This window comes from Streptomyces calvus, assembly GCF_006782915.1.
GTDB classification, from domain to species: Bacteria; Actinomycetota; Actinomycetes; order Streptomycetales; family Streptomycetaceae; genus Streptomyces; species Streptomyces calvus.
This window is the reverse complement of the sequence record NZ_VCNP01000040.1, coordinates 127,158-140,645: the sequence shown is the minus strand read 5'-3', so window position 1 is coordinate 140,645 and position 13,488 is coordinate 127,158. Positions and strand designations below refer to the sequence as shown.

The 13,488-nt window shown below is 68.0% G+C and carries 12 protein-coding genes; 5 read left to right on the top strand and 7 right to left on the bottom strand.

What is annotated here, in order from left to right:
• Nucleotides 1-137: 137 nt before the first annotated feature.
• Nucleotides 138-695, top strand: a complete 558-nt coding sequence (locus FGW31_RS17335; protein ID WP_233452512.1) for a GNAT family N-acetyltransferase — start codon at nucleotides 138-140, stop codon at nucleotides 693-695.
• Here the strand turns inward: FGW31_RS17335 and dnaB are convergent.
• The gene (dnaB, locus tag FGW31_RS17330; RefSeq protein ID WP_142194335.1) at nucleotides 666-2,144 is read right to left on the bottom strand and encodes a replicative DNA helicase; all 1,479 of its coding nucleotides are present in this window, start codon (nucleotides 2,142-2,144) and stop codon (nucleotides 666-668) included. The two genes, FGW31_RS17335 and dnaB, sit on opposite strands and share 30 nt — an antisense overlap.
• 460 nt (nucleotides 2,145-2,604) lie before the next feature.
• Here dnaB and FGW31_RS17325 point away from each other — a divergent pair, with 460 nt between their 5' ends.
• On the top strand, nucleotides 2,605-3,942 hold the full coding sequence (locus FGW31_RS17325; RefSeq protein WP_142194334.1) for an MATE family efflux transporter: 1,338 nt from the start codon (nucleotides 2,605-2,607) through the stop codon (nucleotides 3,940-3,942).
• A gap of 82 nt (nucleotides 3,943-4,024) precedes the next feature.
• Here FGW31_RS17325 and rplI read toward each other — a convergent pair whose 3' ends face one another.
• The 4 genes from rplI to rpsF form a co-directional block, all read right to left on the bottom strand.
• Nucleotides 4,025-4,471, bottom strand: coding sequence for a 50S ribosomal protein L9 (gene rplI / locus FGW31_RS17320; RefSeq protein ID WP_142194333.1), 447 nt, complete (start codon nucleotides 4,469-4,471; stop codon nucleotides 4,025-4,027).
• Nucleotides 4,472-4,489: 18 nt separating this feature from the next.
• A complete protein-coding gene (gene rpsR / locus FGW31_RS17315; RefSeq protein ID WP_003949403.1) occupies nucleotides 4,490-4,726 on the bottom strand; it encodes a 30S ribosomal protein S18 in 237 nt (78 codons plus the stop codon).
• Between the two features lie 43 nt (nucleotides 4,727-4,769).
• Nucleotides 4,770-5,351: a single-stranded DNA-binding protein gene (locus tag FGW31_RS17310; RefSeq protein WP_142194332.1), complete on the bottom strand. Its 582-nt coding sequence runs from the start codon at nucleotides 5,349-5,351 to the stop codon at nucleotides 4,770-4,772.
• A 77-nt stretch (nucleotides 5,352-5,428) separates the two neighbouring features.
• A complete protein-coding gene (rpsF, locus tag FGW31_RS17305) occupies nucleotides 5,429-5,719 on the bottom strand; it encodes a 30S ribosomal protein S6 (RefSeq protein ID WP_142194331.1) in 291 nt (96 codons plus the stop codon).
• A gap of 314 nt (nucleotides 5,720-6,033) precedes the next feature.
• Here rpsF and FGW31_RS17300 point away from each other — a divergent pair, with 314 nt between their 5' ends.
• The 3 genes from FGW31_RS17300 to FGW31_RS17290 all read left to right on the top strand — a co-directional run bounded on the left by FGW31_RS17300 (nucleotide 6,034) and on the right by FGW31_RS17290 (nucleotide 8,762).
• Nucleotides 6,034-6,348, top strand: coding sequence for a hypothetical protein (locus FGW31_RS17300; RefSeq protein ID WP_142194330.1), 315 nt, complete (start codon nucleotides 6,034-6,036; stop codon nucleotides 6,346-6,348).
• 176 nt (nucleotides 6,349-6,524) lie between these two features.
• Entirely contained in the window at nucleotides 6,525-7,646 is a 1,122-nt protein-coding gene (gene femX / locus FGW31_RS17295; protein ID WP_142194329.1) for a peptidoglycan bridge formation glycyltransferase FemX, read from the top strand.
• Between the two features lie 84 nt (nucleotides 7,647-7,730).
• A complete protein-coding gene (locus tag FGW31_RS17290; RefSeq protein ID WP_142194328.1) occupies nucleotides 7,731-8,762 on the top strand; it encodes an alanine racemase in 1,032 nt (343 codons plus the stop codon).
• Between the two features lie 161 nt (nucleotides 8,763-8,923).
• Here the strand turns inward: FGW31_RS17290 and FGW31_RS17285 are convergent, their stop codons facing one another.
• Both FGW31_RS17285 and FGW31_RS17280 read right to left on the bottom strand, forming a co-directional pair.
• The gene (locus tag FGW31_RS17285; RefSeq protein ID WP_142194444.1) at nucleotides 8,924-10,432 is read right to left on the bottom strand and encodes a glycosyltransferase family 87 protein; all 1,509 of its coding nucleotides are present in this window, start codon (nucleotides 10,430-10,432) and stop codon (nucleotides 8,924-8,926) included.
• A gap of 98 nt (nucleotides 10,433-10,530) precedes the next feature.
• On the bottom strand, nucleotides 10,531-13,137 hold the full coding sequence (locus tag FGW31_RS17280; RefSeq protein ID WP_233452507.1) for a transglycosylase domain-containing protein: 2,607 nt from the start codon (nucleotides 13,135-13,137) through the stop codon (nucleotides 10,531-10,533).
• Nucleotides 13,138-13,488: the final 351 nt, after the last annotated feature.

Below are 13,488 nucleotides of genomic sequence, written 5' to 3'. Positions count from 1 at the left end.
CTACGGTTTCATGTGCCGCCCCAGAAGCGGTCGTTGCTGGAATCCCGCAGCGTTTGTCATGTTCTTCAAGTGCCTGTTCCGCACCGGTAGGTCGGTGTGACCGTGTCTGGCAAGATCGGTCTGTGGCTCGACCCTCGGTGCACTTGAGCAGGATCGAGCTCGCAGACTGGCGAGCTGTCCACTCCTGGGCTTCCCTGGCCCAGGTCTGCCGCTACCAGACCTGGGGACCGAACACCGAAGAGCAGACGCGCGCGTTCGTGGCAACTGCGGTCGAGGCCTGGTCCCACACACCTCAACAGCGGTTCGCCTTTGTAGCGCGTGTCGATGGCGACACGGTCGGCATGGGGGAGCTTCACGTCCGGAACCGAGGACAACGTCAGGGAGAGATCACCTATGCGGTGCATCCCGAGGTCTGGGGACAGGGCGTGGGAACGGCCATCGGCACGGAACTACTGGCGCGCGGGTTCAAGGATCTCGGGCTTCACCGCATCTACGCCACCTGTGACCCTCGGAACCTCGGGTCGGCACGGGTGCTCGGCAAGCTCGGCATGACACGAGAAGGACGTCACCGTCACACCGCGCTGATCCGGGACGGTTGGCGAGACTCCGACGTGTTCAGCATCCTCGAAGACGAGTGGCGGGCCGGCACTGCGCAACCGCCGGGGTCAGGTCTGGGCCATGTCCACGAAGCGTGAGTAGTGGCCCTGGAAGGCGACCGTGATCGTCGCCGTGGGGCCGTTTCGGTGCTTCGCCACGATCAGGTCCGCCTCCCCGGCGCGCGGGGACTCCTTCTCGTAGGCGTCCTCGCGGTGCAGCAGGATGACCATGTCGGCGTCCTGCTCGATGGAGCCGGACTCACGCAGGTCGGAGACCATCGGCTTCTTGTCGGTGCGCTGTTCGGGGCCACGGTTGAGCTGGGAGAGCGCGATGACCGGGATCTCCAGTTCCTTGGCGAGCAGCTTGAGGTTACGGGACATGTCCGATACCTCCTGCTGTCGGCTCTCGGCGCGCTTGGAGCCGCCGGACTGCATCAGCTGGAGGTAGTCGATGACGACCAGCTTGAGATCGTTGCGCTGCTTCAGGCGGCGGCACTTGGCGCGGATCTCCATCATCGACAGGTTCGGGGAGTCGTCGATGTAGAGCGGTGCCGCCGAGACGTCCGGCATCCGGCGGGCCAGACGCGTCCAGTCCTCGTCCGTCATCGTGCCCGAGCGCATGTGGTGCAGGGCGACCCTGGCCTCGGCGGACAGCAGACGCATCGCGATCTCGTTGCGCCCCATCTCCAGCGAGAAGATGACGCTGGGCAGGTTGTTCTTGATGGACGCGGCCCGCGCGAAGTCCAGGGCGAGCGTCGACTTGCCCATCGCGGGACGCGCGGCGATGACGATCATCTGCCCCGGGTGCAGGCCGTTCGTGAGCGAGTCGAAGTCGGTGAACCCCGTGGGCACCCCGGTCATCTCGCCGCTGCGCGACCCGATCGCCTCGATCTCGTCGAGGGCGCCCTCCATGATGTCGCCGAGCGGCAGGTAGTCCTCACTGGTGCGCTGCTCGGTGACCGCGTAGATCTCGGCCTGCGCGCGGTTGACGATCTCGTCGACGTCGTCGTCGGCCGCGTATCCCATCTGCGTGATGCGCGTGCCCGCCTCGACCAGCCGGCGCAGCACCGCGCGCTCGTGCACGATCTCGGCGTAGTACGCCGCATTGGCCGCCGTGGGCACCGTCTGGACGAGGTTGTGCAGGTAGGAGGCCCCGCCGACCTTGTTGATCTCGCCGCGCTTGGTCAGCTCGGCGGCGATGGTGATGGGGTCGGCCGGCTCGCCCTTGGCGTAGACGTCGAGGATGGCCGTGTAGATGGTCTCGTGGGCCGGCTTGTAGAAGTCGTGGCCCTTGAGGATCTCGACCACGTCGGCGATGGCGTCCTTGGACAGCAGCATGCCGCCCAGAACGGACTGCTCGGCCTCGAGGTCCTGCGGCGGCACCCTCTCGAACGCCGAGCCCCCACCGTCCCAGGCACCACTGTCCGGGCCCCGGTCGTGCTGCTCGTCGCGGCCCCGGCCCCGGTCCTCGCGCCGGCGGGAGGCGGGCAGACGATCACTGGGGCCGCTGTCGGCCCACGGGTCGTCCAAGGGCTCGGAAATGCTCACCGAGCCACCTCCTCCCGTCCGCCGAGCGGACCTCGCCGTGCCCTCTGTTCTACGGCACGGCACTGACAAATAAAGAGGCCCGACTCCGTTTGTCGCGCGCCGGAAATGTGGCGATTTTGAAAGGGAGCGGACGGAGCAGACGCCGGACCACCGTAGGCCCGTCGGCACCGTCAGCCAATCTGGTTATCCACAGGCCATGTGGATGACCGCCCCATTGCTGTGGAGAACCCCGCGAAACCTGTGCACGAGCCGGTGGACAGTGCTGTGAACAAGCCCGGAACTTCCGTACGACCACCCGTCTGACCTGCATGTTTACCGTCCACCGGCTGTGCAGAAGAAAAACTTCCCCAGTCGGATCAAGATCGCTTCATGAGGTGTACGCAAGCCCACACCCAGAGCCACTAAGTAAGGGGCAACAAACCTTTGCATCTCTTACCTGTGGACGATTAGATTGGTGCACATGACACAGGCCCCCGCGCGCCCCCGAGCCGCCCGACGGAAGCACGACCGAGAGATCGTCATGCTCGCCGTCCCGGCGTTCGGCGCACTCGTCGCCGAGCCCCTCTTCGTCATGGCCGACAGCGCCATCGTCGGCCATCTCGGCACCGCCCAACTCGCCGGCCTCGGCGTCGCCTCGGCCCTGCTGCTGACCGCCGTCAGCGTCTTCGTCTTCCTTGCGTACGCCACCACGGCCGCCGTCGCCCGGCGCGTCGGGGCCGGCGACCTTTCGTCGGCCATCCGCCAGGGCATGGACGGCATCTGGCTGGCCATCCTCCTCGGCGTCTCGGTCATGGCCGTCGTCCTGCCCACGGCACCGGCCCTCGTCGACCTCTTCGGTGCCTCGGACACGGCGGCTCCCTACGCGACCACCTACCTGAGGATCTCCTCGCTCGGCATACCGGCCATGCTGATCGTGCTCGCCGCGACCGGAGTGCTGCGCGGGCTCCAGGACACGAAGACACCCCTCTACGTGGCCATCGCCGGCTTCGTCGCCAACGGCGTGCTCAATGTCGGGCTGGTCTACGGCGCCGACCTCGGCATCGCCGGCTCCGCCTGGGGCACCGTCATCGCCCAGTGCGGCATGGCCGCCGTCTATCTGACGGTGGTCGTGCGCGGGGCACGCAAGCACGGGGCGTCGCTGCGCCCCGACGCCGCCGGGATCAGGGCCTCGGCCCAGGCAGGCGTTCCGCTGCTGGTGCGCACCCTCTCACTCCGGGCCATCCTCATGATCGCGACGGCTGTCGCAGCCCGTCTCGGCGACTCCGACATCGCAGCCCACCAGATCATCCTCTCCCTGTGGAGTCTGCTGGCGTTCGCGCTGGACGCCATCGCCATCGCCGGGCAGGCCATCATCGGGCGCTATCTCGGCGCCGGTGACACCCAGGGCGCCCGCGAGGCATGCCGACGCATGGTCGAGTGGGGGATCGCGGTCGGTGTCGTCCTCGGTGTACTGGTCGTCCTCGCCCGGCCGGTGTTCCTGCCCTTGTTCACCAGCGATGCCACCGTCAAGGACGCGGCACTGCCTGCCCTGGTGATCGTGGCCCTGTCCCAGCCGATCTGCGGCATCGTCTTCGTGCTCGACGGCGTACTGATGGGCGCCGGCGACGGACCGTACCTGGCATGGGCGATGCTGCTGACCCTCGCCGTGTTCACTCCCGTCGCCCTGCTGGTTCCGACGTTCGGCGGCGGGCTCACCGCGCTCTGGGCCGCGATGACCCTCATGATGACGATGCGCATGCTGACGCTGTGGATCCGTACCCGTTCGGGGCGCTGGATCGTCACGGGCGCAGCGCGCTGACCGTTTCACGTGAAACATGGCCATGGGGGCCGCTCCCCGAAGGGTGCGGCCCCCATGCTCACTGCTTCAGCGAGTGCTGCGCTCAGGCAGCGACAACCTCGATGTTGACCTTGGCGGCAACCTCGGGGTGCAGACGCACGGACGTCTCGTGGGCGCCCAGCGTCTTGATCGGCGCGCCCAGCTCGATGCGGCGCTTGTCGACCTCGGGACCACCGGCGGCCTTGATCGCGGAAGCGATGTCGGCCGGGGTGACGGAACCGAAGAGACGACCGGCGTCGCCGGAGCGGACGGCCAGGCGGACCTTGACGCCCTCGAGCTGGGCCTTCACCTGGTTGGCCTGCTCGATGGTCTGGATCTCGTGGATCTTGCGAGCACGACGGATCTGCTCGACGTCCTTCTCGCCGCCCTTGGTCCAGCGGATCGCGAGCTTGCGCGGGACCAGGTAGTTGCGAGCGTAACCGTCCTTGACGTCGACGACGTCGCCCGCGGCACCGAGGCCGGTGACCTCGTGGGTGAGGATGATCTTCATGAGTCGGTCACCCTTCCCTTATCGCGCGGTGGAGGTGTAGGGCAGCAGCGCCATCTCACGGCTGTTCTTGACGGCCGTGGCGACGTCACGCTGGTGCTGCGTGCAGTTGCCGGTCACGCGGCGGGCACGGATCTTGCCGCGGTCGGAAATGAACTTCCGCAGCATGTTCGTGTCCTTGTAGTCCACGTACGTGACCTTGTCCTTGCAGAATGCGCAGACCTTCTTCTTCGGCTTGCGCACAGGCGGCTTCGCCATGGTGATTCTCCTGTGTGATCAAGAAGTGTGGGTACGGCCCGCCCTAGAAGGGGGGCTCGTCCGAGTAGCCGCCGCCGCTGCCGCCGGAGCCACCGCCCCAGCCGCCGCCACCGCCCTGCTGCTGGCCACCGGCGGGAGCACCGGTCGCCCAGGGGTCGTCGGCGGGAGCGCCGCCACCCTGCTGGCCGCCACCGGGGCCACCGCCCCAGCCGCCGCCACCCTGGCCGCCACCGCCGCCGTAGCCGCCCTGGCCACCGCGGCCGGTGGTCTTGGTGACCTTGGCCGTGGCGTTGCGCAGGCTGGCGCCGACTTCCTCGACGTCCAGCTCGTAGACCGTGCGCTTGACGCCCTCACGGTCCTCGTAGGACCGCTGCTTCAGCCGGCCCTGCACAATCACGCGCATGCCTCGCTGGAGCGACTCGGCGACGTTCTCCGCCGCCTGACGCCAGACCGAGCAGGTCAGGAACAGGCTCTCGCCGTCCTTCCACTCGTTCGTCTGACGGTCGAAGGTGCGCGGAGTCGACGCGACACGGAACTTCGCGACGGCCGCACCGGACGGGGTGAAGCGCAGCTCGGGGTCATCGACAAGGTTGCCGACGACCGTGATGACGGTCTCGCCTGCCATGGGGGAACCTCTCGGCGGGTTTGCTGCTGGCTGCTTTGTGCTGCTACTCGGAACCCGAGATCAGCTGAGCGGAAGGCTCAGTGGGTCTCGGGACGGAGGACCTTGGTCCGGAGGACCGACTCGTTCAGGTTCATCTGGCGGTCGAGCTCCTTGACGACCGCAGGCTCGGCCTGCAGGTCGATGACCGAGTAGATGCCCTCGGGCTTCTTCTTGATCTCGTACGAGAGACGACGACGGCCCCAGGTGTCGACCTTCTCGACCTTTCCGCCGCCGTCACGGACGACAGAAAGGAAGTTCTCGATCAGCGGGGAGACAGCGCGCTCCTCGATGTCGGGGTCGAGGATGACCATCACCTCGTAGTGACGCATGTGGAACCCCCCTCCTTTGGACTCAGCGGCCACGGTCGTTCCGTGGCAGGAGGGTCGTGATGCGTTGCGCAACGATGCCTGTCAGTAAAACAGCCGCCACTGACAATCGAGGCCGGGCGGCGATCTCCAGTGCCGACCGGGACGGACCGTGGGCCCTGTCCCCGCCTGGCTCTGTCCGGAACAGACACCGGTGCAGACGCTACAGACTACCCGCACAGCGGCTTCCGGTTGAAATCCGGCCGTAGGGGCCGTCAATCTGTACACATCGGGTGTGTATGGCGCTACGATCCGCCGCCTTTCGCAGGAGGTGCCCCATGGCACAGGCATTGCGACCCAACACCGCCGGAGGACTCTTCGCCACGGACGGCAAGCCCCATCCGCTCCAGGACACCCTGCTCGCGGTGACCCTGGTGCTGGGCGTGACGTCCTTCATCACGGCGATGTTCCACCACCTGCATCTGCTGAGCTCCTGGACCGGCCTGGTGGGAATCATCACCGGCGCGTACGGCCAGTGGGTCTCGGTGACGACGCGCGAGCGCTTCGGCCTCATCCTGGGCCTCGGCGCCTCCGCGGTCGGCTTCTTCCTGGGCATGGCGCACGGTGGACTCTTCGGCGGACTCTTCGACTGACCGCGACCGACCGTCAGGCACCCCCTTCCGAACATCGTCGAGCGCCCCGGCCGGGCGACGTGCCGGGGCGAAGGTCCCGTGCGCCCAACCGGGGCGGCCCCACGGCGCAGTAGGCTTCGCGCGAGAGCCGGAGCCCCTGAACCCATGGGGACACACCAGCCCGAGGAGCGCCCCGAATGAGCCTGACCCTGAGGACCATCAGTCGCGAGCAGCATCTGGCCTACATCCAGAGCCTGCCGTCGGCGAGTCACATGCAGGTCCCGGCCTGGGCTGACGTCAAGGCGGAATGGCGCTCGGAGAACCTCGGCTGGTTCGACGACCGGACCGGTGAGCTGGTCGGCGCCGGGCTCGTCCTCTACCGGCAGTTGCCCAAGATCAAGCGCTACCTCGCCTACCTGCCCGAGGGCCCGGTCATCAACTGGTTCGCGCCGAATCTCCAGGAGTGGATCGAGCCGATGCTCGCCCACCTGAAGCAGCAGGGCGCGTTCTCCGTGAAGATGGGCCCCCCGGTGATCATCCGGCGCTGGGAGGCGTCGACCATCAAGAAGGGCATCCAGGACCAGGACGTCAAGCGCCTGCGCGACCTGGAGGCCGACTTCATCGAGCCCCGCGCCTTCGAGGTGGCCGACAAGCTGCGCCGCATGGGCTGGCAGCAGGGTGAGGACGGCGGCGCCGGCTTCGGTGACGTCCAGCCCCGCTACGTCTACCAGGTGCCGCTGGCCAACCGGTCCCTGGAAGAGGTCCACAAGAACTTCAACCAGCTGTGGCGCCGCAACATCAAGAAGGCCGAGAAGGCCGGCGTCGAGGTCGTCCAGGGCGGTTACGAGGACCTGGCCGAGTGGCAGCGGCTGTACGAGATCACGGCCGTGCGCGACCACTTCCGGCCCCGCCCGCTGTCGTACTTCCAGCGCATGTGGACGGCCCTCAACACCGAGGACCCCAACCGCATGCGGCTGTACTTCGCCCGGCACAACGGCGTGAACCTGTCCGCGGCGACGATGCTGATCGTCGGCGGGCACGTCTGGTACTCCTACGGCGCCTCCGACAACATCGGCCGTGAGGTGCGGCCCTCGAACGCGATGCAGTGGCGGATGCTGCGCGACGCCTACGCGCTCGGCGCCACCGTCTACGACCTGCGCGGCATCTCCGACTCGCTGGACGAGACCGACCACCTCTTCGGTCTGATCCAGTTCAAGGTGGGCACCGGCGGCCAGGCGGCCGAGTACCTCGGCGAGTGGGACTTCCCGCTGAACAAGCTGCTCCACAAGGCGCTCGACATCTACATGTCGCGCCGCTGAGCCCGGTCTCCGTCGTTCCGACGGCTTCGTCAGCTCTCTTACCTCCGACACTCCGCAGCCACGAGAAAGGTTCCAGGTCCGGCCATGGCGCTCACGCTCTACGTCGACACCGCGCGCTGGCGGGCGCATCACAAGCACGTGCAGGAGCAGTTCCCGGGACTCGTCCCCGTCTGCAAGGGCAACGGCTACGGCTTCGGCCACGAGCGGCTGGCCGAGGAGGCCACACGGCTGGGCTCGGACGTCCTCGCGGTCGGCACGACGTACGAGGCCGCCCGGATCAAGGACTGGTTCGGCGGCGACCTGCTGGTGCTGACGCCGTACCGGCGCGGTGAGGAGCCCGTGCCGCTGCCCGACCGGGTCATCCGCTCGGTGTCGTCGGTCGACGGCGTGTACGGCCTGGTCGGTGCCCGCGTCGTCATCGAGGTGATGTCCTCGATGAAGCGGCACGGCATCGGCGAGCAGGACCTTGCCCAGCTGCACGCCGCGATAGAGAACGTCCGGCTGGAGGGCTTCGCCATCCACCTGCCGCTGGACCGCACCGACGGCTCGGACGCCGTCGAGGAGGTCATCGGCTGGATGGACCGTCTGCGGGCGGCCCGCCTCCCGCTGCACACGATGTTCGTGAGCCACCTCAAGGCCGACGAACTCGCCCGGCTGCAGCAGCAGTTCCCGCAGACCCGTTTCCGCGCCCGGATCGGCACCCGGCTGTGGCTGGGGGACCACGAGGCCACCGAGTACCGGGGCGCGGTCCTGGACGTCACACGCGTCGCCAAGGGGGAGCGGTTCGGCTACCGGCAGCAGAAGGCCGCCTCCGACGGCTATCTGGTGGTCGTGGCGGGCGGAACGTCGCACGGAGTGGGCCTGGAGGCGCCCAAGGCGCTGCACGGGGTCATGCCGCGTGCCAAGGGCGTCGCCCGGGCCGGCCTCGCCACGGTGAACAGGAACCTCTCGCCGTTCGTCTGGGGCGGCAAGCAGCGCTGGTTCGCCGAGCCTCCGCACATGCAGGTGTCGATCCTGTTCGTGCCCTCGGACGCGCCGGAGCCGAAGGTCGGCGAGGAGTTGGTGGCCCACCTCCGGCACACCACCACGCAGTTCGACCGCCTCGTCGACCGCTGAGCGGCGTCGGAAGCGGCTGAGACGCCCCGCTCCTCCCGCACCGGCGCTCGCTCCACCCGGCAGCGCCCACAGCGCAGCGGAAGGGCCGTACACGGCGACCCGTGTACGGCCCTTCCGCTGCGCCGAAGCCGCCGTGTCCCGGCGGTCGCCGTGGCGTTCGCTCAGAGAGAACCGCCGGTGACCCCCGCCCTGCCCCATTCGACGCGCGGCCCCTCGAAGTGGGCCGCGTGGCGCGCGGGACGAGCCGCGGGTCCGAGCACGAAGACGTCGTCGGCTCCGTCGAGCACCCCGCCCGACGGGTCGTCGTCACCGGACTGGCGCACCGGGTCCCGCTCCGGCATCAGGATGTCGCGCACGACCACGGCGCACAGGTAGAGCGTCCCGAGCAGATGCACGGCAATGGCCCAGTGGTAACCGTCGGCGGGCAGGCCCTTGTGGGCGTCCCCGCTGGTCGTGTAGGCGAGATACATCCAGATGCCCAGGAAGTACGCCACCTCGCAGGCCTGCCAGACGAGGAAGTCCCGCCACCTGGGCCGGGCGAGGACCGCCAACGGCACCAGCCACAGGACGTACTGCGGTGAGTAGACCTTGTTGGTGAGGATGAACGCCGCGACGATCAGGAACGCGAGCTGGGCGAAGCGCGGCCGGCGCGGCGCCATCAGCACGAGCGCCGCGACGCCCGCACAGCACAGCAACATCAGCAGCGTGGCGAACGTGTTGACCGTGTCGGTGCTCAGCGGGTCGTCCGAGTTCTGCGCCAGGATCAGCCAGAACGATCCGAAGTCGACGCCCCGCTCCTGGCTGAACCTATAGAACTTCGACCAGCCGTCGAACGCGAACAGCATCACGGGCCCGTTCACGACGAGCCAGGCGACGACCGCGCCGGCCAGGGCCTTGCCGTACGCGCGCCACCGTCCGGCGCGCCAGCACAGCACCAGCAGCGGTCCGAGCAGCAGCACGGGATAGAGCTTCGCGGCCGTGGCCAGCCCGAGGAGGACACCGAAGGCGAGGGGACGCCCGCGCGACCACATCAGCATCGCGGCGGCCGTCAGAGCGACCGCCAGCAGGTCCCAGTTGATGGTCGCGGTGAGCGCCAGGGCCGGCGCCAGTGCGACCAGCAGGCCGTCCCAGGGCCGCCTGGCGTGCGTACGGGTCACGCAGACGGCGATGACGGCCGCGCACACCATGAGCATCCCCGCGTTGACCATCCAGTACCACTGCTCCTGGTACTGGATGGTGCCGCTGCCGGGAGTGAGCCAGGCGGCGGTCTCCATGAACAGGCCGGTCAGCACCGGGTACTCGAGGTACTCCATGTCCCCGGAGAGCCGGTCGAAATAGGGCACCAGACCGTCGGCGAAGCCGCGTCCCTGGTACAGGTGCGGGATGTCCGAGTAGCACGCGTGCGTGTACTGGGAACTGGCGCCGAAGAACCAGGCGCCGTTGTAGCAGGGCGCCTTCTGGACCAGGCCGAGGGCGAACATCCCGATCGCCACGAGGGCGATCACTCGCACCGGCGTCCACCAGGACGCGCCGAGCAGGGCGTGCCGCCCGAGCGGGCCGCCGATCAGCTCGCTGCCGGCCGCGGCGACCCGGTCCTCATGGGTCGGCCGCACCGGCTCCGGCTCATGGACGCTTGCTCGCGTCGATTCTCCAGTGGCCATGCCGCACATCCTGCCGTACATGGCCGGAGACATGCCGAGGGCCGCCGCACCCGTGGGTACGGCGGCCCATGTTTCACGTGAAACACCCAAGCCGGGCGGCGGGGCGGCTATCCGCCCGGGCCTCCGAAGATCCCTCCGTTGCCGTTCCCGTTGCTGTTGCCGGGGTCACCGCTTTCCGTCGGATTCGGTGAGCTGCTCGCCCCTCCGTCCGTGCCACCGGTGTCCGCGCCACCGGGACCGGTGCCACCCGTCTCCTCACCGTCCTCACAGCCGAAGTCGAACGGCTCACAGGTGGTGCTCTCGGTGGGCGTCGGAGTGGTCTCGCTCTCGGTGGGCGTCGGAGAGGTCGACGGAGTCGCCTCCTCGGTCTCCGTGATGCTCGGGCTCGGGGACGGCACGCCGATCCCGTCCGCGATCTCACCGATCTCCTCTGCCTCGGGGAAGCCGGGGTCCGGCTTGCCCTTCAGCGCGACCTTCATGTACTCGGTCCACACCTCCGTGGGGACGTCACCACCGTGGATGGAGTCCTCACCCGCGGTGCCGTTCATGGAGAGCAGCTTGTGGCTCTTGGGGTCCTCACGGAACATCGCGACCGAGGTCGAGAGCTGCTGGGTGTAGCCGACGAACCACGCCGACTTGTTCTCGTCGGTGGTACCCGTCTTGCCGGCGGCCGTACGTCCCAGTTCCAGCGCGTTCTTACCGGTACCGTTCTTGATCACGTTCTCGAGGACCTCGGTGACGTTGTGCGCCACGTTCTCCGGCATCGCCTGCTTCACCTGCGGCTTCTCGAAGCCGGGCAGCTCCGACCCCTTGTGCTTGACCGCGGTGACCGAGTACGGGTCGGCCTGCTTGCCGGACGCCGCGAAGGTCGCGTAGGCGTCCGCCATGCGGATCGCGCTGGGGGTCGACGTACCCAGGGCGAACGAGGCGTTCAGTCCGGCGAAGCTGTCCTTCAGGATGCCGGACTTCTCGGCGACGTCCGCCACGTTCCTCATCCCCACGTCCATGCCGAGCTGGACGAAGGGGGTGTTGACGGACTGCTCCATCGCCTTGTGCAGGGTGATGTAGCCCCAGGGGTAGTCGCTCTCGTTCTCCTGGTAGAAGGGCGTGTTGTCCTTCTTGAGGACGTAGGAGCCGTCGTTGTTCCGGATCTTCAGGTGGTCGTCACCGTTGTACTTGCTCATCGGCGAGACGCCCACGCCGTTGGTCTTGTACGTGCCGTGCTCCATCGCGGCGGCCAGCACGAACGGCTTCCACGTCGAACCGACGGGGACACCCGAGGTGTCGGCGTTGTTGTTGAAGTGGCCCTTCTCGTAACCGGCTCCGCCGTAGAGGGCGACGATCGCGCCGTCGTTGGGCCGCACCGACGCGGCACCGAACTGGACGTGCTTGTCCAGCTCCCGCTTCTCGGGGTCGATCTTCTCCTTCTCGACCTTCTTCACGGCCGCCGACAGCGCCTCGACCTGGGACTTCTCGAAGGTCGTGTAGATCTGGTAGCCGCCCTGGTCGAACTGGGCCTCCGTGATGTCGGAGTTCTTCAGCACGTACCGCTTGGCCGTGTCCACGAGGTAGCTGATCTGGCCGGTCATGCCCTTGGTCGCCTTGCGCCCCTGAGGCATGGGGTACTCCTTGGTCGCCTCCTGGTACTCGGCGCTCGAGAGGTGCCCGTCGTTGTGCATCTGCTCGAGGATCCAGCCCCAGCGCTCCTCGGAGCGCTCACGGTTCGCCTCGGGCGTGGCCGAGGAGTCGAGGCTCTGGTTGCCCGCGGGGTCGTAGTACGTCGGGCCCTTCAGCAGCGCGGCGAGGAAGGCGCACTGGCTGGGCGTGAGGTCGACCGCGTCCCTGCCGTAGTAGGTCTGGGCGGCGGCCTGGATGCCGTAGGCGCCCCGGCCGTAGTACGAGGTGTTGAGGTAGCCCTGGAGAATATCCTTCTTGGAGAGCTTGGTGCCCACCTTGATCGAGATGAACATCTCCTTGAACTTACGGCCGATCGTCTGTTCCTGGCTCAGGTAGGTGTTCTTCACGAACTGCTGGGTGATCGTCGAACCACCCTGTGTGTCACCACCCCGTGCCATGTTGGCCAGCGCCCGGGCGATGCCCGAGGGGTCGATGCCCGAGTCCTGGTAGAAGCTCTTGTTCTCGGCGGAGATCACCGCCCACTGCATGGCCTCGGGGATGCGGTCGATCGTGACGTTCTGCCGGTTCTGCCCACTGCCGGTGGCAACCATCTGCGTGCCGTCGGCCCAGTAGTAGACGTTGTTCTCGGACAACGCCATGGCGTTCTCCTCGGTGGGCACGCCCACCATGGCGTAGCCGATGCCGGCCACGGCGACCAAGCTGCCGAAGAACGCCAGGAACAGCCCGGACACGAGCCGCCAGGACGGCAGCCAGCGCTTCCACCCGTCCTTGTCGTGGCGCGGATAGTCGATGATCCGCTTCTTGCCAGGAGGAGCCGCGCGTCCTCGGCCGCGGCCGGGCCCGGCCGCCCTGCGGCCGCCGCCTCTCTGTGCCGCGCGCCGTGCCTCGGCACGGCTGCCGTACGTGCGTTCCTCACCCCCCGAGCCGCGGGAGCCCGCCCCAGGCGAATGGGACGGAGACCCGGTGGCGCCTCGCGGAGCCGCGCGGCGGCCGGAGGACGAGCCGGACTGGCCGCGTCGGGCCGCGGCACGTCCGCCTCCCTGCGGCTGCGGCGGTTTGCGACGGTGCTCGCTCATCGAACGACTACTCCTCGGGCAGGCGCACCCTTGCGCGCCTGGAAACGGCGGCTGGTTTCCGGTCCCCCCGAAGTACGGATGCGGCGGTATCCGCATTCACCCGTACTACACCGGGGACAAGGACGCCCTCAGGCGTCACGTGGTTCCCGGTGGTGTGCATGGCGCACAGACTACGCACCGCCAAAACCCGCCGAGCACAGAAGTTCACCTCAAATCAGGCAACTTGCTCTCGATGAAACGGTGATGTGATCCCGTTCACCCTCCGCCCTCTTGTCGCACCCGGAACGCCGATCTATCGTCTTGATGTATCGAGTCGATACATCAGCTCGGCATAAAGACGGCGACGAGCTG

Excerpts from the sequence above, each read along its gene's own strand:
- FGW31_RS17325 (WP_142194334.1), top strand. The coding sequence starts at position 2,605 with ATGACACAGGCCCCCGCGCGCCCCCGAGCCGCCCGACGGAAGCACGAC.
- rplI (WP_142194333.1), bottom strand. The coding sequence starts at position 4,471 with ATGAAGATCATCCTCACCCACGAGGTCACCGGCCTCGGTGCCGCGGGC.
- rpsR (WP_003949403.1), bottom strand. The coding sequence starts at position 4,726 with ATGGCGAAGCCGCCTGTGCGCAAGCCGAAGAAGAAGGTCTGCGCATTC.
- FGW31_RS17310 (WP_142194332.1), bottom strand. The coding sequence starts at position 5,351 with ATGGCAGGCGAGACCGTCATCACGGTCGTCGGCAACCTTGTCGATGAC.
- rpsF (WP_142194331.1), bottom strand. The coding sequence starts at position 5,719 with ATGCGTCACTACGAGGTGATGGTCATCCTCGACCCCGACATCGAGGAG.
- FGW31_RS17300 (WP_142194330.1), top strand. The coding sequence starts at position 6,034 with ATGGCACAGGCATTGCGACCCAACACCGCCGGAGGACTCTTCGCCACG.
- femX (WP_142194329.1), top strand. The coding sequence starts at position 6,525 with ATGAGCCTGACCCTGAGGACCATCAGTCGCGAGCAGCATCTGGCCTAC.
- FGW31_RS17290 (WP_142194328.1), top strand. The coding sequence starts at position 7,731 with ATGGCGCTCACGCTCTACGTCGACACCGCGCGCTGGCGGGCGCATCAC.
- FGW31_RS17285 (WP_142194444.1), bottom strand. The coding sequence starts at position 10,432 with ATGTGCGGCATGGCCACTGGAGAATCGACGCGAGCAAGCGTCCATGAG.
- FGW31_RS17280 (WP_233452507.1), bottom strand. The coding sequence starts at position 13,137 with ATGAGCGAGCACCGTCGCAAACCGCCGCAGCCGCAGGGAGGCGGACGT.